Raw genomic sequence first — 24,595 nt, 5'->3', positions numbered from 1 at the left:
TTTTTATTTAGTTGTTAAATTTTGATTTATATATTTTGAGTGCTAATTGGCAGAAATTATGCCACGCGGAGCAAACTGACATTTCCGAAAATAAAAATGCCAGCTTGTCATAAGCTGGCATTGAAAATCTTTTATTAAGGTAAATTATTCAGCGGGAGTTTCCTGTGTGTTTCCAGCAGGATTGGCAGAAGGTGAGGGAACCGAAGTGGGAACCGCGCTTTCATCAAAAGTTTTTGACTGAATACCGCTGCCGCCCATAATTGGTATGTTGGAAAGTAAAATAAGCGCCAACATAACAGTAGCGAGCGTCCAAGTACTTTTATCAAGAAAATCACTTGTTTTCTGTACGCCGCCCATTTGTGCACCCGCACCACCACCAAAAGATGATGAAAGCCCGCCGCCTTTTGGATTTTGAACCATAATTACTACGATCAGCAAAAATGCCACGATCATTATTAAAACTAAAAATATTGTAAACGTACTCATGAGTGTTCTTGATTAATCAATTTTTCTATTGCCCGAATTTGGTCTGCAAAGAAACCACTTTTTTCGGGATTTTTCAAAATTAAAATTTTATAGGCTTGAATCGCTTTTTTGTAATTTTTCTGCTGCAAATAAACTTTTGCCAGCGTCTCGGTCATCAATGAATCCGTTGGCTGTAAATGTAGGTTTGTTTGGCTTTTTGGTAAATCTGTTTTGTCGTTATTCTTAATATTTTCAGAAGGAAGAATTTTCGGATTTTCCTGAATAAACTTATCAATCAATTCAAACTTTCGCTCTTTTTCATCTTTTATCTGCGCTTCAGGAGTTCTTTCAATAGGCTTCGCTCGCGTCAATTTTAGCCATTCAGAAAAAGAATGTGTGTCGCCTGATTTGAATTCCAAGGGTTTATCTGGCTGTATATTGATTTCTTTTTCTGGTTTATCAGAAATTTGTTCATCTTTCTCTGGGAATGAAGCAATTTTTCTCTGAAAGAGATTGGGATTTAAAATGGCTTCTGCTTTTTCAATTTCAGCTTTGTGCTTTTTTTCGTTTTCCTCATTTAATTCAAGCGAAACGTCTTCCGGAAAAACCTGAATTTCATTTACGGATGCATCATGCTGCAATATTATTTGCGAGATTTCATTTTGAATAAATTTTTCGGAAGTAATATATTCAAACAGAATATCACGATCCGTAGTGTGTGCGGCGGTGATTTTGAGCGCATCATTGTACATAAAACTGTCGTTATTTTTTAAACCCTTTAGCTGCAATGCGCGCGCACTTTGAAAATAGGGATATTTCTGTATCAACAAATTAAGTTCGTGCAAATCCGCATCCGTCAATTTTTGAGGATTTGCAAGTAAATATGTGAAGTTTGAAATGTTCAAAATATTACCAATTTGCGAGGGATTTATTAAAAATATCCTGGGTAAGCCGTTCAAAAATAATATCCAAAGCTGTCTCGAGGGCGCCACCGGTAAGTATTGCATTCCCCGTATAATCATAATAAAAACTGAAAGATTGCTCAAAATCCTTCAATTCATCCTTAGTGTTGAAAAACCTTACATTCACTGCAATGGTAAGCCTGTTTTGCGCTGCCGTGCTGTTTGAGGTCGCCGTGATGGGCGCAATATAATATTGTGTAATCTCCCCCTCATAAACCAAATCGCCATTGCTGGTCACCAAATCCAGACTGGTCTGGTTCAAAATTAAATCCTGAAGATCCTGGGTAAAATCGCGTGCGATTCCCGGCTCGACGATGGGTGCATTATTTTGAAAAAAATTGACCTGAAACGTTTTCGTTGTACTGTAATTAATGTCTGCACCCGTAAACGAATACGCACCGCAACCCTGAAGTATAAACGCAATACTTACAAGCAGTATAAAAGAAAGAATTTTGTTCATTTTCTTTTTTTGAATTTTTTATCAACCATCAATTAAAGATCATATTGCTTGATTTTTCTGTATAGCGTTCTTTCGGAAATTCCCAGTTCGTCCGCGGCGTCCTTTCGTTTTCCATTATATTTTTCCAAGGATTTTTTAATAAGTTCCAGTTCTTTTTGCTGAAGCGAAAGATTTTCCTCTTCCTGAATTTCTTCGGCAAAATCATATTTATCTTTCTTTTTCACATCAACTGCATTGTTGAAATTTTCTGAAGTTTTCTCCGGAATACTGAAAACCTCAAAATCGGTTTCATCCATACCATTTTCATCTTCAACAATCGCCGCAAGTTCTTCGTCGTGATTGTTTTCTTCGGAATAAATTTTATTGATAAGTGAAGACTGTTCCTCTTTTACCTTTGCCGTGTTTCCGGTTTTCATTAATTCCAGTGTCAGCTTTTTCAGGTCGTTCACGTCGCGCTTCATATCAAACAGAATTTTATAGAGAATCTCACGCTCGCTACTAAAATCGCTTTCAGATTTTTTAGCATTTACTACCGCCGGAAGATTGCTTCCCATATTTGGCAGATAGTTTTTCAGTGTTTCATATGAAATTTCACGGGTTTGTTCCAAAACCGAAATTTGCTCCGCCACATTCCGAAGCTGACGGATGTTACCGCTCCAGCGATATTTCAACAACAAATCTGTGGCGTGGTCATCCAATCGGATGGTGGGCATTTTGTATTTCTGGGCAAAATCTGCGGCAAATTTTCTAAAGAGCAAATGAATATCTTCCTGCCGTTCCCGCAAAGGCGGTAAATTAATTTCCACGGTACTCAAGCGATAATACAGGTCTTCCCGAAATTTTCCCTTTTCAATGGCCTCTGCCATTTTCACGTTTGTGGCAGCAACTATGCGCACATCCGTTTTCTGTATTTGTGAAGAGCCCACTTTAAGAAATTCGCCGTTTTCCAAAACGCGAAGCAGGCGAACCTGTGTGGGCAAAGGCAATTCGCCCACTTCATCCAGAAAAATTGTACCGCCGTCCGCAACTTCAAAATAACCACTTCGCGTAGCGGTTGCGCCGGTAAATGACCCTTTTTCATGACCGAAAAGTTCACTGTCAATGGTTCCTTCCGGAATTGCGCCACAGTTTACGGCTATGTATTTTCCATGTTTTCTGTGCGAAAGGGAATGGATTATCTTCGGGATACTTTCCTTTCCCACGCCACTTTCACCAGTAACTAAAACCGAAATATCCGTGGGTGCAACCTGTATTGCTTTTTCCACGGCGCGGTTCAATTTTGGGTCGTTGCCTATTATTCCGAAACGTTGTTTTGTTGCTTGTATGCTTTCCATAAATTAATTGCTTTGCGAAAAACCTATCGCGACACCAATCAAAGTTGCAGTGGTACAATTGGTTACTTTTACTTTTACGAAATCACCCGGTTTATAATTCTCCTTCGGAAAAACCGCAACATTGTTGTGTTCCGTTCTTCCGCTCCACTCGTTTTCGTTCTTTTTTGATTCCTTTTCAATTAAGACGGTCACCGTTTTTCCCAAAAATTCAGCAGTGCGATAGGCACTGTGCTTTTGCTGAAGGTCCACGATTTCGGTCAATCTGCGTGCTTTTGTTTCTTCGGGCACATCATCCTCCATTTTTCGTGCAGCCATAGTACCGGGTCTTTCGGAATATTTGTACATATAGCCAAAATCATATTTCACATATTCCATTAAGCTCAAAGTCTCTTTATGATCTTCCTCGGTTTCCGTGGGGAAACCCACAATCATATCCTGCGAAATGGAGCAACCGGGAATAATTTCCCAAATCCTGTCCACCAACTTTATATATTCCTCGCGGGTGTGCTGACGGTTCATTTCCTTTAAAATCCGTGTGCTTCCACTTTGTACAGGAAGGTGGATGTGGTTGCATATGTTTTCGTGTTTCGCCATAACATGAAGTACTTCCTCGTGCATATCCTGCGGATTGCTGGTTGAAAAGCGAATGCGCATTTTTGGGAAAGCACTAGCCGCCATATCCAGCAATTTTGCAAAATCCGTGGCTGTGGCGCGCTGCATTTCCGAAGCATTTTTGAAATCTTTTTTCAAACCGCCTCCGTACCATAAATAACTATCTACATTTTGACCTAAAAGCGTAATTTCCTTATAGCCTCTTTCCGATAGGTCGGCAATTTCCCGTAAAATACTTTGCGGATCACGGCTACGTTCCCGGCCGCGTGTAAAGGGAACCACGCAAAAGGTGCACATATTGTCACAACCGCGGGTAATGCTCACAAATGCGGTAATGCCGTTGCCGCCCAAACGTACCGGCTGAACATCACCGTAGGTCTCTTCTTTAGAAAGAATAACATTCACGGCATCCCGTCCTTCTTCCACTTCTTTTAGCAAATTGGGAATATCTTTATAGGCATCAGGACCCACCACCAAATCGACGATTTTTTCCTCTTCCAGAAATTTTTCCTTCAATCGTTCTGCCATGCAGCCTAAAACACCCACTTTCATTTTCGGATTTATTCGCTTAACGGCGTTATATTTCTCAAGGCGCTTGCGTACGGTCTGTTCAGCTTTATCGCGGATGGAACAGGTATTCACTAAAACCAAATCTGCATCTTCCAACAAATTTGTAGTGTTGTAACCTTGATCTGCAAGTATGGATGCAACAATCTCGCTATCGCTAAAGTTCATGGCGCAGCCGTAGCTTTCAATATAAAGTTTTCGGTAGTTGCCTGTTTTTGGCTCGAGCGTAAGTGTGTTTCCTTGCGTTTTTTCGTCAATAATCTTTTCCATAAATCAAGCTTCAATGAATTCTTAAAAAATTTAAACCATTGAGCGGGCAAAGATACAATTAATTGCGCACGGTGACAAAGTGTCAGAATTTTTATGAAATTTTCAGAAAGGAATTATTTTTTAATAGGAATTGAAAGCTTCTGAATTTCCTCCAAGGCTTCTTTTTCATCACCCCAGCCTTCAATTTTTACAATATCAAAATGGTCGTAACTTGAAAACCAATTTTCAAGCAAAGCAAGGGCATTGGGGTATTTCGTTGAAAATTCATCGAATGTTTCCGCATAAAGCGTTTGCAAATTTTTATCGGTTGGGATGCATATAACCTTATAATCCATTTCTCCAGCGTCCAAAAGTTTTAAAATTCCAATAGGTTTTGTAGCGACAATTGTCCCAGTTTTTAGTGATTCGCAGAGAACCAGTACATCCAGCGGATCGCCGTCTCCGCCCTGCTGCGGATCTGAAAACGTGGAAGCGATAAATCCATAATTTCCGGGATACGGTAAATATTCAATAATTCTTTCTTTCCCTTCACGGACATCGATTATAAACTTTTTTGAAGTTTTATTGAATTCAATTTTTTTATTCGTTCCCGCAGGAATTTCAATGATGCAGTTAATTTGATTGCTATTGTTAAACGTGGGTGTTTTAAAAATTTTCTTCGCAGAATCGCAACTTTGAAATACAATAATGGTGAAAAAGGAAATAGTGATTTTTAGAAATATATTATTTAGTTCGGAAATTTTCATAGACGGATTTTCTTTTTCAGAATGGATAAAATACTGCATTTTCAAAGTTTCACAGTGTTAACGGAAGACTAAATTTTTAGCCCAAAAATTGCGAATTAAAAATTTCATATACTTTTGTACGCATAACAAATACGTTTATGGCAAAGAATTTAGTGATCGTTGAGTCCCCTGCAAAAGCGAAAACCATTGAAAAATTTTTAGGAAAGGAGTTCAAGGTTTCCTCCAGTTTTGGGCATATTGCAGATCTACCTTCCAAAGAATTGGGTGTAGATGTGGATGGGGATTTTACTCCTAAATATATTGTGAGCAGCGATAAAAAGAAATTGGTTTCAGAATTGAAGACACTTTCCAAAAACGCTGAAACGGTTTGGTTGGCAAGTGATGAGGACCGAGAGGGAGAAGCCATTGCGTGGCATTTGGCAGAAGAATTGAAACTCGATAAAAATAAAACCAAACGTATTGTTTTTCATGAAATTACGAAATCTGCCATTTTACGAGCCATTGAAAATCCGCGGCAGATTGATTATAATTTGGTAAATGCTCAGCAAGCACGTCGCGTGCTCGACCGTTTAGTGGGATACGAGCTTTCGCCCGTACTTTGGAAAAAAGTGAAGGGCGGACTTTCCGCAGGCCGTGTGCAGTCTGTCGCCGTTCGATTGATCGTGGAGCGCGAACGCGAAATCGAAGCCTTCAATCCAGTAGCTTCATACCGGGTAGATGCGGAATTTATCACGGCCGATGGCAGCAAATTCAAGGCAAAACTTCCGAAAAATTTTGATACGGAAGAAGAGGCCCGTGCGTTTCTTCAGAAGAATCTGGGTGCCAAATATAAAATTTCAGATTTAACCAAAAAGCCCGCCAGCAAAAGTCCCGCTGCTCCTTTCACAACTTCAACCCTCCAACAGGAAGCCGCACGTAAACTTTATTTTTCAGTTGGAAAAACAATGACCATCGCACAGCGCCTGTATGAGGCTGGTTTTATAACTTATATGCGTACCGATAGCGTAAACTTAAGCAAGGACGCGAAGAATGCGGCACAAAAAGAAATAATTTCCTCTTACGGAAAGGAATACAGCAAACCTCGCGATTATAAAGGGAAAAGCAAGGGTGCACAGGAAGCTCACGAGGCAATCAGGCCCACAGATATGGCTGCGCACCACATCTCTGGCGATCACGACCAAGCGCGTTTGTATGATTTAATTTGGAAACGGACCTTGGCTTCACAAATGAGCGATGCCCAATTGGAACGAACCAACGTGAAAATTGATGTGCTTTCAAAAGAAAAAGTTTCAGAAAATTTTACCGCAAATGGCGAAATGATCAAATTTGACGGATTTCTAAAAGTATATCTGGAAGGAACCGATTTTGAGGAAGAAGAACAGGAGGGAATGCTGCCAAATATGAAAAGTGGCGATACGCTTGAAAATAATTTTATAACCGCAACCGAGCGTTTTTCACGTCCGCCATATCGATTTACAGAAGCTTCGTTGGTAAAACAGTTGGAAGAACTGGGCATTGGCAGGCCTTCAACCTATGCCCCAACTATTTCTACAATAATCAGTAGAAATTATGTGGAGAAAGGAACTGTGGAGGGGGTAGAGCGTAAATACCTTCAATTGACGCTTCAAAAAGAGAATATTAAAGATAAAATGCTTACGGAAACCGTTGGAAGTGATAAGGGAAAATTAGTCCCTACGGATATCGGGATGATCGTTAACGACTTTTTGGTAGATCATTTTGAAAATATTCTTGACTATAATTTCACAGCAAAAGTAGAGCAGGATTTTGATGATATTGCCGAAGGTAAGGAGGAATGGACGCATATGATGAAAGATTTTTATGCAAAATTTCATCCACGTGTTGAAGATGTTGAAGAAAATGCGGAACGGGAAAGTGGCGAGCGTATTCTGGGTGAAGACCCGGAAACTGGTAAAACGGTTTTGGTGAGACTTGGAAAATACGGCCCAATGGCACAAATTGGCGCTCCGGATGATGAAGAAAAGAAATTTGCCAGCCTACGGCCAGACCAGCAATTGCATTTGGTTACTTTTGAAGAAGTTATGGATCTTTTCAAGCTTCCGAAGACATTAGGTGTATATGATAACGAAGAGGTTGAGGTGAATAATGGACGCTTCGGTCCGTACGTTCGGTTTGGGAAAACATTTATTTCGCTTCCAAAAGGAATGGATCCACTGGATGTGGATATGGCTTTTGCCAAAGAATTGATTGAAGAGAAGAAAAAAGCCGATGCACCTATATATATGTATGAGGATATGCCAGTCCAAAAAGGTGTCGGACGTTTCGGTCCATTTATAAAATGGAATAATATGTTCATCAATGTGAACAAGAAATATGATTTTGACAATCTTACTAAAAAGGATGTAACCAAGCTTATAGAAGATAAGAAGCAAAAGGAAATTGATAAGCTCATAAACGAATGGCCTGAAGAAAAAATAAGAATTGAGAAAGCGCGCTGGGGCCGTTTCAATTTAATTAAAGGCAAAACTAAGGTTGAATTGCCCAAAGGGACTGAGGCTGACAAGATAACTTTGGAAGAAGCAAAGGATTTACTTGAAAAGAAAAGTCCGAAGAAAAAAACTACGGCCAAAAGGAAACCTGCTACTAAGAAAAAATCCACCGCCAAGAAAAAATAATGATTGAATTTTTATCGCCAGTTTCCAAAAAAGTATTGGCGCATCGGGAAATTTTGCCTCCCGGCACCTTGGGAAAACAAATTGAAGTACATTCCAAAATTGGGGAACTTCCCGATTTAAAGAATACCAAATTTGCCCTTTTGGGCATAAAGGAAAATAGGGACGATGTTAATTATATTGGCACCGACATTTCTTTTGATTCTTATCGAAAAGCATTTTATTCTCTTTACCCGGGAAACTGGAATCATAAAATTATTGACCTTGGCGATATAGAAAAAGGGGAGACTTCAAAAGATTCCCGTTTTGCGGCCAAAGAGGTTATTTCTTCATTGCTCCAAAAAAATATTATTCCGCTTATTTTAGGAGGAAGTCAAGATTTAGCGTATGCGCAATATAGAGCTTACGATGGTCTGGGAAGTATGGTAAATGCTGTAAATATTGATTCGCGATTTGATTTGGGTGATGCTGAATTGCCAATAAACAATAAATCGTTTGTGGGGAAAATGGTTGTGGATCAGCCTTATAATCTTTTTAATTACAGTGTTTTGGGGTATCAGTCTTTTTTCAATGCACCGCAGGAAATTGCATTGATGGAAAAACTTTTTTTCGATGCTTACAGATTGGGTGAAATTATTGCCGACGTGCAGACTGTTGAACCAATCATGCGCGATGCGGATATGGTTATAGTGGATGCCACAGCAATAAAGAGCGCAGATTTCAGTTATAAAAATAACGAAAGCCCAAACGGCTTTGACAGTAGGGAGATTTGCGCAATTGCACGTTATGCTGGTATAAGTAATAGAACCTCATCTTTTGGGGTTTATGAATTGGAAGATTCGCAAGATGGATTGAGCAGTGCAATGCTCGTAGCGCAAATATTTTGGTATTTTTTGGAGGGAGTAAATTTCAGGGTAGCTGATGATAATTTTGAAAATGATTCAGATTTTACTACCTACCAAGTTCCGGTAGAGGATGAGATTCTCATCTTCAAGAAAAGTAATAAAACGGATAGATGGTGGATTACGCTACCATTTATTTCAAACGTTAATAATAAATTAAAAAGTCGTGCGTTATTACCTTGCACTTATGGCGAATATTTGAGTGCATGCAATCAGGAAATTCCTGAAAGGTGGTTGAAAGCCCGCCTAAAAAATGAAGTATAGTCTAAACCAAACTAAGTTTAAGAGAAGTTTAGGGGTTTTTTAAAAAAAAATTGTTTTTTAAAAATTTTATAGATAGGTTTACGCCCTTGAATTTCGAAATTTAACCTAAATACCTATGAAGAAGTTTATTGCATTAACTGCGATTGTTGCCTTTTTGTTCAGCTGTAACTCAAGTGATCGAGGAGAGTTGGTGGGAGCAAAAGGAAAAAAATGGTATCCTCAAAAACCTTATGGAATGACGCTCATTCCAGGCGGGTCCTTTATAATGGGTAAAAGTGACGATGACTTTGTTGCTGTTAACGATGCCCCTACAAAAACGGTAACCGTTAGGTCTTTCTATATGGATGAGACCGAAATTACAAATGCTGAGTATAGACAATTTGTCAATTGGGTGCGTGATTCTACAGTTCGCTTGCGCTTGGCTATAATTGCCGATGAAAATGGCTTGACTCCAGGCGATGGCGGAACGGGAGAATTTGCCTTTGTAGATCAAGAAAATGCAGAGATGACTCCATACCAACAGTATATGTACGATAATTACTTTGGTATGGGCGAGGATTTTTATGCGGGTAGAAAACTTAATGATGATATCGACATAATTTGGGATACTGCTGAATACCCAGATGAATATTATGCTGAGGTAATGGATACAATGTATATACCGGCCGAAGAAGCTTATAATGGACAGCGTACCATTGATGTCAGTAAGTTGAAATTCCAATATACATATATGGATATTCAAAGTGCAGCGCGAGACAAATCAAAAAGAAGAAAGGATTTCATAAAGAAAGAAGAGTTAAATATCTATCCAGATACAACCGTTTGGATCAAAGATTTTAACTATTCTTATAACGAACCAATGCATAACGATTATTTCTGGCACGAAGCCTACGGGGATTATCCTGTGGTGGGAGTTAGCTGGAAACAAGCTAAAGCTTTCTGTGCTTGGAGAACTCTTTATAAGAATGCATTTCAAAAATCCAAAAACGATAATTTTGTAAATTCTTTCCGCTTACCGGCAGAGGCGGAGTGGGAGTATGCTGCGCGTGGTGGTCTGGAATCTGCAACGTATCCTTGGGGTGGACCGTATGCTAAAAATGACCGAGGTTGTTTCTTGGCAAACTTTAAACCACTTCGTGGAGATTATGCGGCAGACCAAGCGCTTTACACAGTTGAGGCAAATGCTTACGAGCCAAACGACTTTAATTTATACAATATGGCTGGTAATGTAGCTGAGTGGGTGGCATCTTCTTATGATCCGGCTTCCTATGAATATACATCAACAATGAATCCAAATGTAAATGATGATGATAACATGCGTAAAGTTGTTCGAGGGGGCTCTTGGAAGGATGTAGCATATTTTCTTCAGGTTAGTACGCGTGATTACGAATATGCGGATTCTGCAAGGAGTTACATAGGTTTCCGTACTGTACAGGACTATATGGGTACTGATGTTGTTTTGAATCAAAACTTTGGCGATGCACGCTAAAACCAATTTCTAATTTAATAAATAAAAAACGAAACTAAAAACTTTACACAATTATGGCACAGTCAAAATCAACAAAGAAACTTTTCAACATGGCTTATGGCCTTGGGGCATCTGTAGTAATCATCGGGGCACTTTTCAAAATTCTTCACTGGGATTTTGGTTTCCCTCTTGATGGAAATACACTGCTTACGGTAGGTCTGGTTACAGAAGCCATCATCTTCGCAATTTCAGCTTTTGAGCCTGTGGATGATGAGTTGGATTGGTCTTTGGTTTACCCAGAGTTAGCTGGAGGAAGCGCAAAAGAGAAGAGAAAAGTAGAAGAAGTGAAAGATGCCGAAGGTATGCTTTCCAAAAAATTGGATCAAATGCTGAAAGATGCTAAAATCGATTCTGAATTGATGAGCAGCTTAGGTGCAAGCATCCGTTCATTTGAAGGTGCCGCAAAAGGAATTGCCCCTACCGCAGAGGCAATGAATTCTACTAAGAAATATAGCGAAGAAATGGCACTTGCCGCGGCTCAAATGGATTCTTTGAATAGTCTTTACAAGGTTCAAATAGAGTCTACAAGTCGCCAAACTGAGGCAAATAAGGCTATTGCCGACAATGCCGATCAATTGAAGCAACAAATGCAGCATTTGGCAACCAACCTATCTTCATTAAATGGAGTTTATGGAGGTATGCTTTCTGCAATGGGAACTAGAAATAACTAATAGGTTTTTCACCTTAATTATTAATCTTTAAAAAGGAATAAAAATGGCAGGAGGAAAACAGTCCCCAAGGCAGAAGATGATTAACCTAATGTATTTGGTTTTCATCGCAATGCTTGCACTAAACATGTCAAAAGAAGTATTATCTGCTTTTGGCTTGATGAACGAAAAATTAACAAGTGCCAATGTAGCTACCCAACAGCGTAATGACGCCTTTATGGCAAGTTTGGCTACCAAAGCATCAGAGCAACCGGAGCAATACGGAACCGTAAAGGCGGATGCTGATAAAATTGAAGCTTTGTCTGACGAATTCAATAGTTATTTGGAAACCGTAAAATCTGAGATGATGGCTACGGTAGATGATCCAAATGCTTATGAAGAGCAGGATAAAGCAGATTATTTTGATCAAAAATTCTTCCGTGGTGGAAAGCTTTCGCCAGAAGGTGAAGAATTTGTAGCTCAGGTTGATAAATACCGTGAAGGTGTTGTAGCTGTTATCGGTCAAAAATATCCAGCAATTGCCTCAAATGTTAAACAGCAATTTGGTACAGAACCAGTTAAATCTACTGAGGGAGTTGAAAAAGAGTGGTTGTCATACAATTTTGAAGGTTTCCCTTTAGTGGCAACAAGAACAAAGCTTACCCAAATGCAAGCTGACATCAAGACTACTGAAAGTGAAATGCTTTCACAAATGCTTGCAGGTCAACAAGCCGCTGCACTTTCTTTCACGCAGTATAATACTTTATTGGAATCTACAAAATCTGCATACTATTCAGGTGAGCAGTTTGATGGAGGAATCGTTTTGGGCCGTAAAGATCCAAATACAAAACCGAACCGTGTGGAGTTAACATTGGATGGAAGACCACTTTCTGAAGATCAATATGCTATCGAAAATGGTAAAGTAATGTTGAAAATTTCTGCTGGTGCTCCAGGTGACCATAAAATTGAAGGGAATCTTATCTTCCTTGAAAATGGCGAAGAAAAGGAAATTCCTGTAAGTGTAGGTTTCTCAACAATAACAAAACCTAACGCAGCGGTTATTTCTGCAGATAAGATGAATGTGGTATACCGTGGGGTTTCAAACCCAATGACTATTTCCATTCCTGGTATTCCAGATAACAAGGTAAACGCATCTGCGCCTGGTTTGAGCAAATCTTCAGGTAGCGGTTACGTTATGAGACCCGGTTCTGGTAGAGAAGTTACCATTACTGCTAGCGGAACTATGCCAGACGGACAAAGTATCAGCACTAAATCTGTATTCCGTATTAAGGACATACCTAGACCAACTGGAACCGTACGTGGGGAAGATGGAAACGGTGGTGCCGTACGTATGGAGCGTCAAGGATTGGAAATTGCAAGCGTAGGTGCAGCATTGCCAGACTTTGATTTCGACCTTAAATTAAACGTTACTGGATTCAGTTTTAAGGTTTCAGGTCAGCCTACTATTAAAATCAACGGTAGTAGATTGAACGATGCCGCTAAATCTGCGTTGCGCAGAGCTGGACGCGGTGAGACCGTTCAAATCTATGATATCAATGCAAAAATTGACGGGAATTCAGATTATTTATTGAAGAAAATTTCTCCGGTTTTTGTTGAATTGACAAACTAGTATAAAAAGTAAAGAAGTATGAATTTGAAAAATGTTGTTTTATTTGTTTTTGGTCTTGGAATGATCGCCGGTGCGCAAGCGCAGGTGAATGTACTCAATGCCAAAACTCCGGATGATATCGGTAAGAAAACCGAAGGCCAGATTGCCTATGACAATGACAAGCCTTTACCTTACGGTTATACGGATGAGCGTGATGTGTTGTGGTCTAAAACAACATGGGAGATTATTGACCTTGATGAAAGAATCAATTTTCCATTGTATTATCCCATCGATACCAATAACATCGGGGCGGACAGACGCTCCTTGTATGATGTTTTGGTAAAAAATATCAAAAATGGGAAAATCGATGAAATCTATTCAGATTCATATTTTACTGAAAAGAGAACTCTTAGCGATATTGATGCTTCTTTAGTCTATAGTGATACCACAGATTTAGGAGTTGAACAATTCAATGCTGAAGGCCGCGTAGATCCACAGTATATCCGTAGATTTACATTGGATGCTGGTGATATTGAAGAGTGGAGAATCCGTGGAATATGGTATTTGGATAAAAGACAAGGCGAACTTAAATATCGTTTGTTGGGTCTTTGCCCAGTCGCAAATGAAGCTCGTTCAAAAGCATTTCCGGATGACGGTTTAGATTCAAAAGTTGAATTATTTTGGATCTGGTTTCCGGGAGCTCGAGATGTCCTGCATAAGGCAAAAGCTTTTAACAGGGAAAATACATCCCAACCTATATCCTACGATCATCTTTTGAATTCACGCCGTTTCAACGCTGTCATTTACAAAGAGGATAATGTTCAAGGCGATAGGGATGTTAAGGATTACATTGCAGACAATGCCTTGATGCAACTATTGGAATCTGATAGAATTAAGGAACAAATCCGAAATATTGAAATTGATTTGTGGAATTATTAGAATTCTAAAATCTTGAAAAGACCCTCTAATTTCTTCGATGAAATTTGAGGGTTTTTTATTTTGGATTGATACTTTCTACCTATGTTCCGCTACCTTTGCGGAATGAAACACATCGACTATATTGTAGTAGGCTTAGGGATTGCAGGTTTGGCAATGTGTGAGCAACTTCAAAAAAACCGTAAGTCTTTTGTGGTTTTTAGCAACGGCGAAGGTGCAACTTCAAATTCCGGAGGTGTAATAAATCCTACGGTACTCAAACGATTTACTGCCGCTTGGAATGCCGATACATTTTACGGTTATGCACTGCCATTTTATGAGAATCTTTCTTCAAAATTGGGCTACCAAGTTTTTAATCCAACATTTATTTTCAGAATATTCAAAAGTGTTGAAGAGCAGAATGACTGGGCAGTGGCGAGCGACAAAAGGGATTTATCAAAGTTTCTTTCTTCAGAAATTTGCAAAAATTCAAATAAAATTATTGATGCGCCGCTTGGCTTCGGAAAAGTTACCGGTGCCGGAATTATTCTTCCAAATGAGCTCTTGAAAAAATATCAATCCTATTTAGAGAGGCATGAAAATTTCATTTCTGAAAAATTTCAATATAATCTGCTAAAGATAGAATCTGGGAAAGTGAGCTACAAAAATTTTTCAGCGCAGAAGATCATTTTCTGCGATGGTTCACATTCGGTATCAAATCCATTTTTTCCGAAGCATGGAATTGTTCCCAACAAAGGCGAATACATTACCGTGCGCATTCCAAATTTAAATTTTAAAGAACTTTTAAAAGGACCATTGTACGTTATTCCTTTGGGTAGTGATCTCTACAAGGTTGGAGCAACTTACGAGCGGGATGTAACGGACCAACTGCCAACTGCGAAAGCACGGGAATCAATGCTTCAAAAATTGAAGAAGTCTGTTAACGGTGACATTGAAGTTATAGATCAAACTGCGGGCATTCGTCCAACCACGCGTGATCGAAAGCCATTATTGGGCGGTATATCTGACTATGAAAATGTTTATTTTTTCAATGGTTTGGGAACGCGTGGATTTTTAATGGCGCCACTGCTCTCCGAAATGCTTTATAATAACATAGCCCACAAAATGGAATTGCCTAAAGAAATAGCTATTTCGAGATTGACTCGAAATTAATTGCTTAATTTCCCATTAAATTTAAAGAAGAAATTGATCCAGATATTTCGGGAGAGCCGCAATATAATTGGAAATAAAACTATAAGCGTCAAAATTATTACGAGAAATGAATAGTTTTGGTTCAGCCCCAGAAAAAAGAATGAGATAATGAATGCCGCTATTGCAATGGCCACTCCCACGGCATAACTCACGTACATTGCCCCGTAAAAAAAAGAGGGCTCTTTACTGAATTTTATATTGCAATTCGGGCAGCGCTCGCGCATTTTCAAAGTTTCAGAAAACTTGTAAGGGTTGCTTTCTAAATACATTTTGCCTTCTTGGCAAACAGGACATGTCCCGGTAAATATGCTGTAGATTTTAGTACCTTTCAAGAATTGCATAGGTAGTTTTTTTGGCATCGTAAATTTAAGCATCTTTGCAAAAAATTTCGCTTTCCATTATGGTTAATATCCACAATCTTTCCGTGTCATTTCAAGGAGATTACCTATTCGAAAAAATTACTTTCCAGTTAAAACCTGGGGATAGAGTGGGACTTGTGGGTAAAAATGGCGCGGGAAAATCTACGTTGTTAAAGATTATTGCTGGAGAACAGGAATATGATTCTGGGCAAATTGCTACCGACAAGGAAATTTCAATAGGTTTTCTGAAGCAAGATATTGATTTTGAAAAAGGCCGAACGGTTTTGGAAGAATCGTACGAAGCTTTCACCGAAATCAAGAAATTCGAAAAGCAACTTGAGCAGATAAATACCCAGCTGGCGGAACGAACGGATTATGAAAGCGATGGCTACCATCAACTGATGGTTGATTTAAATGAAGTTCAGCACCAATATGAAATCCATGGCGGTTACAATTATCAAGGTGAAACAGAACGTATTTTACAAGGTTTGGGCTTCCAAAGAGAAGATTTTAATAAGCTTACTGAAACTTTTTCCGGCGGGTGGCGGATGCGTATTGAGCTTGCAAAGTTGTTGCTTCAAAATAACGATATTCTTTTGCTGGATGAGCCTACCAACCATTTGGACATTGAATCCATTCTTTGGTTAGAGGAATTTTTAAAAACGTATCCCGGCGCGGTGGTCATCGTTTCGCACGACAGAATGTTTCTTGATAATGTCACTAATCGCACAATTGAAATTTCCCTCGGAAAAATTTACGATTTCAATAAACCGTATACCCAATATTTGGTGCTTCGAAATGAATTGCGCGAACAGCAATTGGCTTCCCAAAAAAATCAGCAAAAACAAATCGAGCAGACTGAAAAGTTAATTGATAAATTTAGGGCCAAGGCTAGTAAAGCTACCATGGCGCAATCTCTCATAAAAAAGCTGGACAAAATTGAGCGCATTGAAGTTGATGAAGATGATAATAGCGTGATGACGCTTCGATTCCCGGTTTCCGTGACCCCTGGGAAAGTAGTAGTTGAAGCAAAAAACATCACTAAAAGTTATGGCGAAAAAAATGTTTTAAAAGAAGTTGGTCTTTTGGTTGAGCGCGACAGTAAAATTGCATTTGTGGGCCAAAATGGACAGGGAAAATCTACTTTGGCAAAAATAATTGTGGGCGAACTTGATTACAGCGGTAAACTCAATTTAGGTCATAATGTGCAGATTGGATACTTTGCCCAAAATCAGGCGGATTATCTCGATGGAAGTAAGACCGTACTCGACACGATAATTGATGCGGCAAATGAAAAAAACCGAAGCCGTGTTCGCGATATTCTGGGCTCTTTCCTATTTCGCGGGGATGAGGTTGATAAGTTTGTACGTGTACTCAGTGGTGGCGAAAGAAACCGGCTGGCATTGGCAAAATTATTGTTGCAGCCCTTCAACGTATTGGTAATGGATGAACCCACAAACCATCTCGACATAAAGTCGAAAAATGTTTTAAAGGATGCGCTAAAAAGTTTTGAAGGCACACTTTTACTAGTCTCGCACGACCGCGATTTTCTTCAGGGATTGACTAATAAAGTATACGAGTTCAAAGATCACCAAATTAAGGAGTATTTGGGGGATATTGATTATTTTCTTGAGCAGCGTAATCTTCAAAATTTGCGCGAGGCCGAAAAGCGAACCGTGGTTGCTTCGGCAGGAAACGATAAAAAGAACGCTGCAGATGAGTATGAAAATCAAAAAAAATTAAAGTCGCTGAATAATAAGTTGAGTAATGTGGAATCTTCCATTTCATCATTAGAAAAGGAAATTGCCAATATCGATACCGAATTGCTTATCAATTATGAAGAAACAATTGCCAAACCCCATTTTTTTGATAAATACCAAGAAAAAAAGAAGAAGCTCAAAAAGCTGATGGAAGAGTGGGAATTATTGCAGGAAAGCATTGAAGCGCTTTCTTAGAATAATCTTTTAAAAGAAATAGTATGTTTGAACATTTTTTTCAATGTCCGCACTGCTGGGAAGAAATTTCGATGTTGCTGGATACTTCGGTGCGGCGACAAAAATATATCGAGGATTGCGAAATATGCTGCAACCCAATTGAACTTGATGTGACTTTTGAAGATGGAGAATTAATGGCATTTTCAGCAGAGAGTATCGAGCAATAGGCTCTTCTGAAAAAAAAATCAATCGCTCTTTTGCCAACCGGTCATACTTTTCAAAAGACCATTTTTTACGTTTATCCAAAGATAATTAAAAACCGATTTCGTTTTGTCCCGCGTGGCTTCGTCAGAGCCTTCTCTGTAATAATCATCTTTTTTTCGGCTATCTTTTGAAACGAAAATATTAGCAATAGCTGAGAGAATTTTGTTCTTGCTTTTGCCGTCCTTCTGAAGCACGCTTATTTTGAAATCACTGTAATTAATCTTCATATCTATGTGTGAAGCCGTGTTGTTTCCATAGATACTGAAATAGGTTTTGTTGGTATTTCCTTCAAGTTTCACACGAAGATTGGGCTCCGTAAAACTGTTCATTCTATCTGCCACGAGCGCGCCCACATCTGCCATAAAAGTGAATTGGTCCTGCGTATTTTGCACGTCAAAACTCCAATCTGCACTAAAGGGAGTTTTTTCCATAAAATTCGCCTTCACTTTAATTTCTGTTTTTTCGGGTGCATTATAAGTGTTGCTAACGTTTGCTGCCAAAACATCTATTTCAGAAAAAAAGATAAAACCTCCAGAATTTTCTGCCTTCACTTTTTCGCTGTATTTTATGTTGGCATTTTGCAGTTTCAGGCTGTCCACTGTAAGTTCAAAGGGTAGTTCGCGAAGCATTTTGCTGTACAAAGGTTTAATGGATGTGTCATCATTCACTAATTTATCCCTAAAAATATCCAGCGTAGGAGAAATCAAATTGACCAGACTGCTTTTGGCAAAAAATGTTTCGCCCATAAAACCAAAATCAATATTCTCAATTCCCAATTCCTTTATTACAAGATCATAATGGTCTCTTTCAAAAGGAATTATACGGGAAAGTTGCGGGCGTGAATATTTGGTTTGAAGTGAAACATTTTCAAATAGCGCATTTTGGTCCTCAATTGTAAATGAACGCATCGTTAGATTTTCGTATTTGCTCACCTTTACAAAAATGGAATCGCTGGAAGCGCTGTAATCTTCAAATTTTACTGGTAATTTTTTACTCAAGGTTTCATTGTTAAGCGCTATGGAATTTATTTCAAGTGAAAGATTTTTTGCAAAAACCAGCGTAGAATCATCATCTTTTTCCTGGCTTTCATAGATTGCGAGTCTGCCGTTTGTTATTTCAACTTTATCAATAAACACGGGTTTATAAAGTTTTACCAAAGGGCTGCGCACCGTATCTTTCGTTTTGTTGATAAGTTTCTGGTAATAGGTAATCTTCGGGTTTTCGAGTTGAATGCTTTCAATATGGATTTCATCGTCCATTAAATAATCCCAATAATGGACATTACTTATTTTTAATTTTTCAACTTGAATAAATGTGTGTTTAACACCATCCGACTTGTTTTTTAAAATGACCGATGCGTCATTTAAAATAATGGAACCATCAAACGTTTGAACTGTTAAGTTTTTATAGGACTGAAGGATATTTGGCGGAAGCCTAGTATCAATAAAATTCTGGATTTTATTTTTTATGATATAATTGATGGTCACGGTGCCAATTAAAAATAGCACGCCAACCGAAGCAATAACGATAAAAAGAATGCGTAAAGATTTGTTCATATTCCTGAATATAGGCTAAAGATACTGTTGCAGATGGTAAAGTTTTGTTAAGTCTAAAAAAAATTGTCGAGGTTGCTTGTGGACTTTAAAAACCTTTGTATCTTCGCAGTCCAATATTTCTGTCGGGGTTATGATCCGAAAGTTAATAGCTGAGATGAAATATTGAAAAACCCATCGCGGGATAGAGCAGTAGGTAGCTCGTCGGGCTCATAACCCGAAGGTCACAGGTTCGAGTCCTGTTCCCGCTACGAAACTAAAACCACCCAACAAAGGGTGGTTTTTTGTTTTTGCTGCTGAAATTTCTTCATTTTAAACAATTGTAACATCTGTTACCAAATTTCAAATCGCATTCACGTATTTTTGAAATAAACTTTCCATTTTGAAAAAATCATATCTCTACTCCACTTTATTTTTGAAATGCCCACAATGCAGGCAAGGAAATTTACTCACGGCAAATCCATATAAACTTTCAGAAACGAATAGAGTGCGGGAGAAATGCCCAAAGTGCGGCCTAAAATTTCATATAGAGCCAGCTTTTTATACGGGCTCCATGTACGTTTCGTACGCAGTAGGCACAGCAGTTGCCATTGCAGTTTTCATTATAACTTACTTCACGGGTTTGGCGGAAAACCCTCTTGCCATATTTGGTTATATAGTTTTGGGATTGTTTCTGTTAATGCCTTATATTGGAGCGGTTTCCAAATCTATTTGGGCTCATTTCTTTTTTAAATACAATCCTGAAATTGCTAAAAAAGTAAATAATGATTCTAGAACTTAAAAAATATTATGGTTCTCTTTTTGAAAATGAACTTTTGGAGGAAATCAACCAAGTGGGAACTTTTATGGAACTTCCCGAAGGAAAAGACCTAATGAAACCTGGCCAATACATAAAATCAATACCCTTGTTGTTGTCGGGCAGCATCAAGATAATGCGACCAGACGGGGATGGCGATGAATTGTTGCTTTACCATCTTGAAAAAGGGAATACCTGTGCAATGACAATGAGTTGCTGTATAGGCAATACCAAAAGTGAAATACACGCTGTGTCCGAAACTGATATAAAACTTCTTATGGTGCCCGTAGGGATGATGGAAGAATGGTCCCGCAAGTATAAATCTTGGCGAAACTTCGTATTTTCTAGCTATCATGCAAGAATGATGGAAATGCTGGAAAGTATTGATAATATTGCATTCAACAATATGGATGAACGTTTGGAAAATTACATCCAGAATAAAATTGGACTTATAAATAGTAAGCATATTTATACAACACATAAAGAAATTGCTTCAGACTTGCATACGAGCCGTGTGGTAATCTCCAGGCTACTTAAAAAAATGGAAAACGAAAAAAAAATAAAGCTGCACCGCAGTTTTATTGAAGTCCTGTAACATCGGTTACAAAACCTATTCAGCAAGTCCATTAATTTTGTTTCATTCAATAAACAATTAAATGGATATTTTAGAAATCTTTGGATACTTTGGGGCGCTCTTCATTGGCCTTGTCTTAGGGTTAATTGGTGGCGGAGGTTCCATACTTACAGTACCCATTTTAGTTTATGCGCTTTCGTTCAATCCGGTAATAGCTACAGCGTATTCATTATTTGTAGTTGGCACAACTTCCCTTGTGGGAGCTCTTAAAAATATGATGAAAGGCAGGGTGAATTTTAAAACTGCCATTATTTTCGCTATTCCGGCTTTTACGGCTGTTTATGTAACCAGGGCTTATTTAATTCCTTCAATTCCACTTCAACTTTTTGAAATCGGCGATTTTACAGTTACTAAAAATTTAGCCATTATGATATTCTTCGCTGTCATAATGCTTTTGGCTTCCATTACAATGATTCGCAATGGAAACAAAAAACTTGATAATAAAATTCCTGAAAAAAAGTCGAATCACTTCTTATTGATGGCACAAGGTTTTTTTATAGGAATTATAACTGGTATGGTTGGCGCAGGAGGAGGGTTTTTAATCATTCCGGCATTGGTCCTTTTGGCAAGATTGCCTATGAAAAATGCTGTTGCCACTTCTCTTTTTATAATTGCCATTAACTCATTGATCGGGTTTTTGGGAGATGTACAGAATTATTCCATAGACTGGTATTTTTTAATACTATTTACCTCAATTTCCGTAATAGGAATATTTATAGGTATCTGGCTAAATAATTTTATTGATGGCAAAAAGCTCAAAAAGGCATTTGGCTGGTTCGTACTCATTATGGGTATATATATTATCTACAAAGAAGTCACTTTGTGATATTTAAGTGTTTAAATAATAAATGTTATTCTCTTAAGAAGAAATTTTAAATGGTATAAATTATGAAAATTGAACAAATCTATACTGGATGTTTGGCTCAGGGAGCTTATTACATTGAAAGCCAAGGAGAAGTGGCTATTATTGATCCATTGCGCGAAGTGCAGCCCTATTTAGACAAAGCTGATGCCAACGGTGCTAAAATTAAGTACATTTTTGAAACACACTTTCATGCAGACTTTGTTTCGGGTCACGTTACGCTATCTGAGAAAACCGGCGCACCCATTATCTATGGGCCCAATGCCAATCCAAATTTTGAAGCTATCACAGCAAAAGACGGTCAAAAATTTACACTGGGCGAACTCACTTTTGTCGTGCTTCACACACCAGGTCATACCATGGAAAGTACTACCTATTTATTAAAGGATAAAAAGGGAATAGATCACGCAATATTTACAGGGGATACCCTGTTTTTAGGAGATGTGGGTCGCCCGGACTTGGCTCAAAAAGCCGCACACATGACACAGGAAGAACTGGCGGGTAAATTATATGATAGTTTGCGCAACAAAATTATGCCATTGGAAGATAATGTAATGGTTTATCCGGCTCATGGCGCAGGTTCTGCGTGCGGTAAAAATATGATGAAAGAAACCGTAGATACCCTTGGTCATCAAAAGGAGATGAATTATGCACTGCGTGCCGATATGACCAAAGAAGAATTTATTAAGGAAGTAATCGACGGTCTTTTGCCACCACCAGCTTATTTCCCAATGAATGTAAAAATGAATAAGGAAGGATATGAAAATATTGAGAATGTATTGAAAAGAGGGAAAAGAAATTTTAGTCCTAACGAGTTTGAAGCCGTTGCCAATGAAACAGGGGCTGTAATTCTAGATGTACGCCATCAAAGTCACTTTGCTAAAGGTCATATCCCCGGTTCCATATTCATTGGTATCGATGGTGATTTTGCGCCGTGGGTTGGAGATTTAATAAAAGATGTAAAGCAACCTATACTTTTAGTTTCGGATAAGGACCGCATCGAAGAAGTGCTTACGCGATTATCCCGCGTAGGTTTTGATAATACAGTTGGTTATTTGAAAGGCGGCTTTGAAGCTTGGAAAAAGGCTTCAAAGGAATATGATACAATTACATCTATTCCTGCAAGCGAATTCAAACAAATTGAAGAGGACACTCAAAAAAATATTCAAGTATTCGATGTGAGAAAACCTTCCGAATTTCAAAGTGAACATGTACTCAATGCAACTAACACATCTTTGTCTACCTTAAATAATCATTTGGCAGAATATCCGAAAAACGAGACCTTTTTTGTGCATTGTGCTGGCGGCTATCGCAGTATGATCGCGGCATCCATTTTAAAAAGTCGCGGCATCCATAATTTAATTGACATACAAGGTGGCTTCAAGGCAATTAAAGAAGCAGGAGTGGAGACTACGGCTTATGTTTGCCCATCAACTTTCAAGTAATTCTTTTAATATTTTTGGTATTTAAAGCGACGAGTAATTGTCGCTTTTTTTAAGAATAAAATAAATACCTTATACTGGTTTCCTCAAAATTCCAACTGCACTAAGTTAAATTTCTAAAGTAAATTTTTAGAGTTGTCATAAAAAAGAATTGTAATAAATTTTGGCTAAGAACATAAAATTGGAAATTGTTTTCCGAGAAATGTAACAAATGTTACTCAATTACTAAGTTCTAATTTATATTTTCAAATGCTGATACTAATAACGAAATTATGGCAACACATCATCAAATACTTATCATAGGCGGGGGAACCGCTGGAATAATGACCGCAGCACAAATTTTAAAACAAAATATTTCCAAAAGTGTGGCGATTATTGAACCGGCTGACACGCACTATTATCAACCTGCTTGGACGCTCGTAGGGGCTGGCACTTATGATTATGATAAAACTGGAAAGCCCATGGCAGATGTTATGCCAAAAAGTGCAGAATGGATAAAAGATAAGGCCACAGGTTTTAACGCTGAAAATAATATGGTAAGTACGGCAAAATCTGGTGATATAACCTATGATTATCTCGTGGTTGCGCCAGGTTTGGCATACGATTTTAGTTTGGTTCCCGGTCTTGGGGAAGCAATAGATAGAGGCGTGGTATGCAGTAATTACACCAATCCAAAACATACCTGGAACGTTATAAAAAATTTCAAAGGAGGAACGGCTTTGTTTACACAGCCTACAACACCCATAAAATGCGGTGGTGCACCTCAAAAAATCATGTATTTGGCAGAAAGTCATTTTAGAAAAAGTGGAGTTCGAAAAAATACCAACGTGATTTTTGCTACGGGTGGTACAGTTATTTTCGGCGTAAAGGAAATTGCAAAAACATTGATGGAGGTTATTGACAGAAAGGATATTAATGTCCGGTTCTACCATAAACTCGTGGCTGTAGATGGTGAAAAGAAAATTGCTTGGTATGAATTGGGGAAAGACGTAAGCATTGGTGGCTGCGTTGTGTTGCCGAAAGACAGAAATAGCAATTTGAAGCTGGATGATTCTTTTCAGTACAATTACAAAGATGTAAACGTTTCCCGCGACGGTGAGCGCTATGGCATTCACTATGATATGCTACACACCGCACCACCAAGTGTAGCGCCAGATTTTGTGAGAAATTCAAATTTGGTAAATGAAACGGGGTGGGTAGATGTTGATAAGCACACCATGCAACATAAAAAATATGCCAACATCTTTAGCCTTGGCGATGTTGCAGGATTGCCAACCGCCAAGACCGGTGCTGCAATCAGAAAGCAAGTGCCTATTGTAGTTGATAATATTGGCCTTATGATTAAATCCAATAAAATTGGCCCGCAATCTTATAACGGATATTCTTCTTGCCCGCTAGTCACCGATTACGGGAAAATGGTTTTGGCAGAATTTGACTATGATCAAAATTTCATCCCAGATCCTAAATTGAAAAATATGTTCATTTCAGATAGTTCCAAAGAACACTGGCGTTTGTGGATGCTGAAAAAATATGGACTTCCATATTTGTATTGGAATAAAATGTTGAAAGGCAAAGACGTATAGCGAAGTCGTAAAAGATTGATTAAT

General features: G+C 38.5%; 22 protein-coding genes and 1 tRNA gene. 15 read left to right on the top strand and 8 right to left on the bottom strand.

The features are described 5' to 3' along the window. Positions 1-144: 144 nt before the first annotated feature. From secG to KIV10_RS01050, 6 genes are all read right to left on the bottom strand, one after another. On the bottom strand, positions 145-486 hold the full coding sequence (gene secG, locus KIV10_RS01075) for a preprotein translocase subunit SecG (protein WP_214111635.1): 342 nt from the start codon (positions 484-486) through the stop codon (positions 145-147). Continuing rightward, the gene (locus KIV10_RS01070; protein WP_214111634.1) at positions 483-1,370 is read right to left on the bottom strand and encodes a hypothetical protein; all 888 of its coding nucleotides are present in this window, start codon (positions 1,368-1,370) and stop codon (positions 483-485) included. The genes secG and KIV10_RS01070 overlap by 4 nt, the downstream gene beginning before the upstream one ends. Before the next feature lie 4 nt (positions 1,371-1,374). Then, complete coding sequence (gene lptE, locus KIV10_RS01065) at positions 1,375-1,887, bottom strand: LptE family protein (protein WP_214111633.1); 513 nt, start codon at positions 1,885-1,887, stop codon at positions 1,375-1,377. A gap of 32 nt (positions 1,888-1,919) precedes the next feature. Then, positions 1,920-3,221 (bottom strand): sigma-54 interaction domain-containing protein, encoded by a 1,302-nt coding sequence (locus KIV10_RS01060; protein ID WP_214111632.1) that lies wholly within the window; start codon positions 3,219-3,221, stop codon positions 1,920-1,922. A gap of 3 nt (positions 3,222-3,224) precedes the next feature. After that, positions 3,225-4,670 carry a tRNA (N6-isopentenyl adenosine(37)-C2)-methylthiotransferase MiaB gene (gene miaB, locus KIV10_RS01055; RefSeq protein WP_214111631.1) on the bottom strand — a complete coding sequence of 482 codons (1,446 nt, stop codon included), beginning with the start codon at positions 4,668-4,670 and terminating at the stop codon, positions 3,225-3,227. A 113-nt stretch (positions 4,671-4,783) separates the two neighbouring features. After that, entirely contained in the window at positions 4,784-5,455 is a 672-nt protein-coding gene (locus KIV10_RS01050) for an inorganic diphosphatase (protein WP_246516150.1), read from the bottom strand. Positions 5,456-5,553: 98 nt separating this feature from the next. On the opposite strand from KIV10_RS01050, the gene topA reads away from it, so the two are divergent. The 7 genes from topA to KIV10_RS01015 all read left to right on the top strand — a co-directional run bounded on the left by topA (position 5,554) and on the right by KIV10_RS01015 (position 15,105). After that, positions 5,554-8,070, top strand: a complete 2,517-nt coding sequence (gene topA / locus KIV10_RS01045) for a type I DNA topoisomerase (protein ID WP_214111630.1) — start codon at positions 5,554-5,556, stop codon at positions 8,068-8,070. Then, entirely contained in the window at positions 8,070-9,233 is a 1,164-nt protein-coding gene (locus KIV10_RS01040) for a formimidoylglutamase (RefSeq protein WP_214111629.1), read from the top strand. The genes topA and KIV10_RS01040 overlap by 1 nt, the downstream gene beginning before the upstream one ends. A gap of 115 nt (positions 9,234-9,348) precedes the next feature. Beyond that, positions 9,349-10,722, top strand: a complete 1,374-nt coding sequence (porK, locus tag KIV10_RS01035; RefSeq protein WP_214111628.1) for a T9SS ring complex lipoprotein PorK/GldK — start codon at positions 9,349-9,351, stop codon at positions 10,720-10,722. 53 nt (positions 10,723-10,775) lie between these two features. Further along, complete coding sequence (gene porL, locus KIV10_RS01030) at positions 10,776-11,432, top strand: type IX secretion system motor protein PorL/GldL (RefSeq protein ID WP_214111627.1); 657 nt, start codon at positions 10,776-10,778, stop codon at positions 11,430-11,432. 43 nt (positions 11,433-11,475) lie between these two features. Then, entirely contained in the window at positions 11,476-13,038 is a 1,563-nt protein-coding gene (gene porM / locus KIV10_RS01025) for a type IX secretion system motor protein PorM/GldM (RefSeq protein ID WP_214111626.1), read from the top strand. A gap of 18 nt (positions 13,039-13,056) precedes the next feature. Then, on the top strand, positions 13,057-13,956 hold the full coding sequence (gene porN, locus KIV10_RS01020) for a type IX secretion system ring subunit PorN/GldN (protein WP_214111625.1): 900 nt from the start codon (positions 13,057-13,059) through the stop codon (positions 13,954-13,956). A 102-nt stretch (positions 13,957-14,058) separates the two neighbouring features. Then, complete coding sequence (locus tag KIV10_RS01015) at positions 14,059-15,105, top strand: NAD(P)/FAD-dependent oxidoreductase (protein ID WP_214111624.1); 1,047 nt, start codon at positions 14,059-14,061, stop codon at positions 15,103-15,105. Here KIV10_RS01015 and KIV10_RS01010 read toward each other — a convergent pair. Further along, on the bottom strand, positions 15,102-15,503 hold the full coding sequence (locus tag KIV10_RS01010) for a DUF983 domain-containing protein (protein ID WP_246516149.1): 402 nt from the start codon (positions 15,501-15,503) through the stop codon (positions 15,102-15,104). The genes KIV10_RS01015 and KIV10_RS01010 overlap by 4 nt on opposite strands. A 41-nt stretch (positions 15,504-15,544) precedes the next feature. Here KIV10_RS01010 and KIV10_RS01005 point away from each other — a divergent pair, with 41 nt between their 5' ends. Further along, complete coding sequence (locus KIV10_RS01005; protein WP_214112130.1) at positions 15,545-17,458, top strand: ABC-F family ATP-binding cassette domain-containing protein; 1,914 nt, start codon at positions 15,545-15,547, stop codon at positions 17,456-17,458. A 23-nt stretch (positions 17,459-17,481) separates the two neighbouring features. Further along, a complete protein-coding gene (locus tag KIV10_RS01000; protein ID WP_214111623.1) occupies positions 17,482-17,664 on the top strand; it encodes a CPXCG motif-containing cysteine-rich protein in 183 nt (60 codons plus the stop codon). Between the two features lie 18 nt (positions 17,665-17,682). Here KIV10_RS01000 and KIV10_RS00995 read toward each other — a convergent pair whose 3' ends face one another. Continuing rightward, positions 17,683-19,257 carry an AsmA family protein gene (locus KIV10_RS00995; protein ID WP_214111622.1) on the bottom strand — a complete coding sequence of 525 codons (1,575 nt, stop codon included), beginning with the start codon at positions 19,255-19,257 and terminating at the stop codon, positions 17,683-17,685. A 175-nt stretch (positions 19,258-19,432) separates the two neighbouring features. On the opposite strand from KIV10_RS00995, the gene KIV10_RS00990 reads away from it, so the two are divergent. The 6 genes from KIV10_RS00990 to KIV10_RS00965 all read left to right on the top strand — a co-directional run bounded on the left by KIV10_RS00990 (position 19,433) and on the right by KIV10_RS00965 (position 24,571). Then, positions 19,433-19,505: transfer RNA gene (locus KIV10_RS00990), tRNA-Met, on the top strand. Between the two features lie 131 nt (positions 19,506-19,636). After that, the gene (locus KIV10_RS00985) at positions 19,637-20,035 is read left to right on the top strand and encodes a DUF983 domain-containing protein (RefSeq protein ID WP_214111621.1); all 399 of its coding nucleotides are present in this window, start codon (positions 19,637-19,639) and stop codon (positions 20,033-20,035) included. Next, complete coding sequence (locus KIV10_RS00980) at positions 20,019-20,645, top strand: Crp/Fnr family transcriptional regulator (RefSeq protein WP_214111620.1); 627 nt, start codon at positions 20,019-20,021, stop codon at positions 20,643-20,645. The genes KIV10_RS00985 and KIV10_RS00980 overlap by 17 nt, the downstream gene beginning before the upstream one ends. 61 nt (positions 20,646-20,706) lie before the next feature. Further along, positions 20,707-21,510 (top strand): sulfite exporter TauE/SafE family protein, encoded by an 804-nt coding sequence (locus tag KIV10_RS00975; RefSeq protein WP_214111619.1) that lies wholly within the window; start codon positions 20,707-20,709, stop codon positions 21,508-21,510. A gap of 62 nt (positions 21,511-21,572) precedes the next feature. After that, positions 21,573-22,991 carry an MBL fold metallo-hydrolase gene (locus tag KIV10_RS00970; RefSeq protein ID WP_214111618.1) on the top strand — a complete coding sequence of 473 codons (1,419 nt, stop codon included), beginning with the start codon at positions 21,573-21,575 and terminating at the stop codon, positions 22,989-22,991. A gap of 269 nt (positions 22,992-23,260) precedes the next feature. After that, a complete protein-coding gene (locus tag KIV10_RS00965; protein WP_214111617.1) occupies positions 23,261-24,571 on the top strand; it encodes an NAD(P)/FAD-dependent oxidoreductase in 1,311 nt (436 codons plus the stop codon). Positions 24,572-24,595 lie beyond the last annotated feature (24 nt).

It is taken from the genome of Aequorivita echinoideorum (genome assembly GCF_018476645.1).
GTDB lineage: Bacteria > Bacteroidota > Bacteroidia > Flavobacteriales > Flavobacteriaceae > Aequorivita > Aequorivita echinoideorum.
This window is presented reverse-complemented; position numbering and strand designations above follow the sequence as displayed.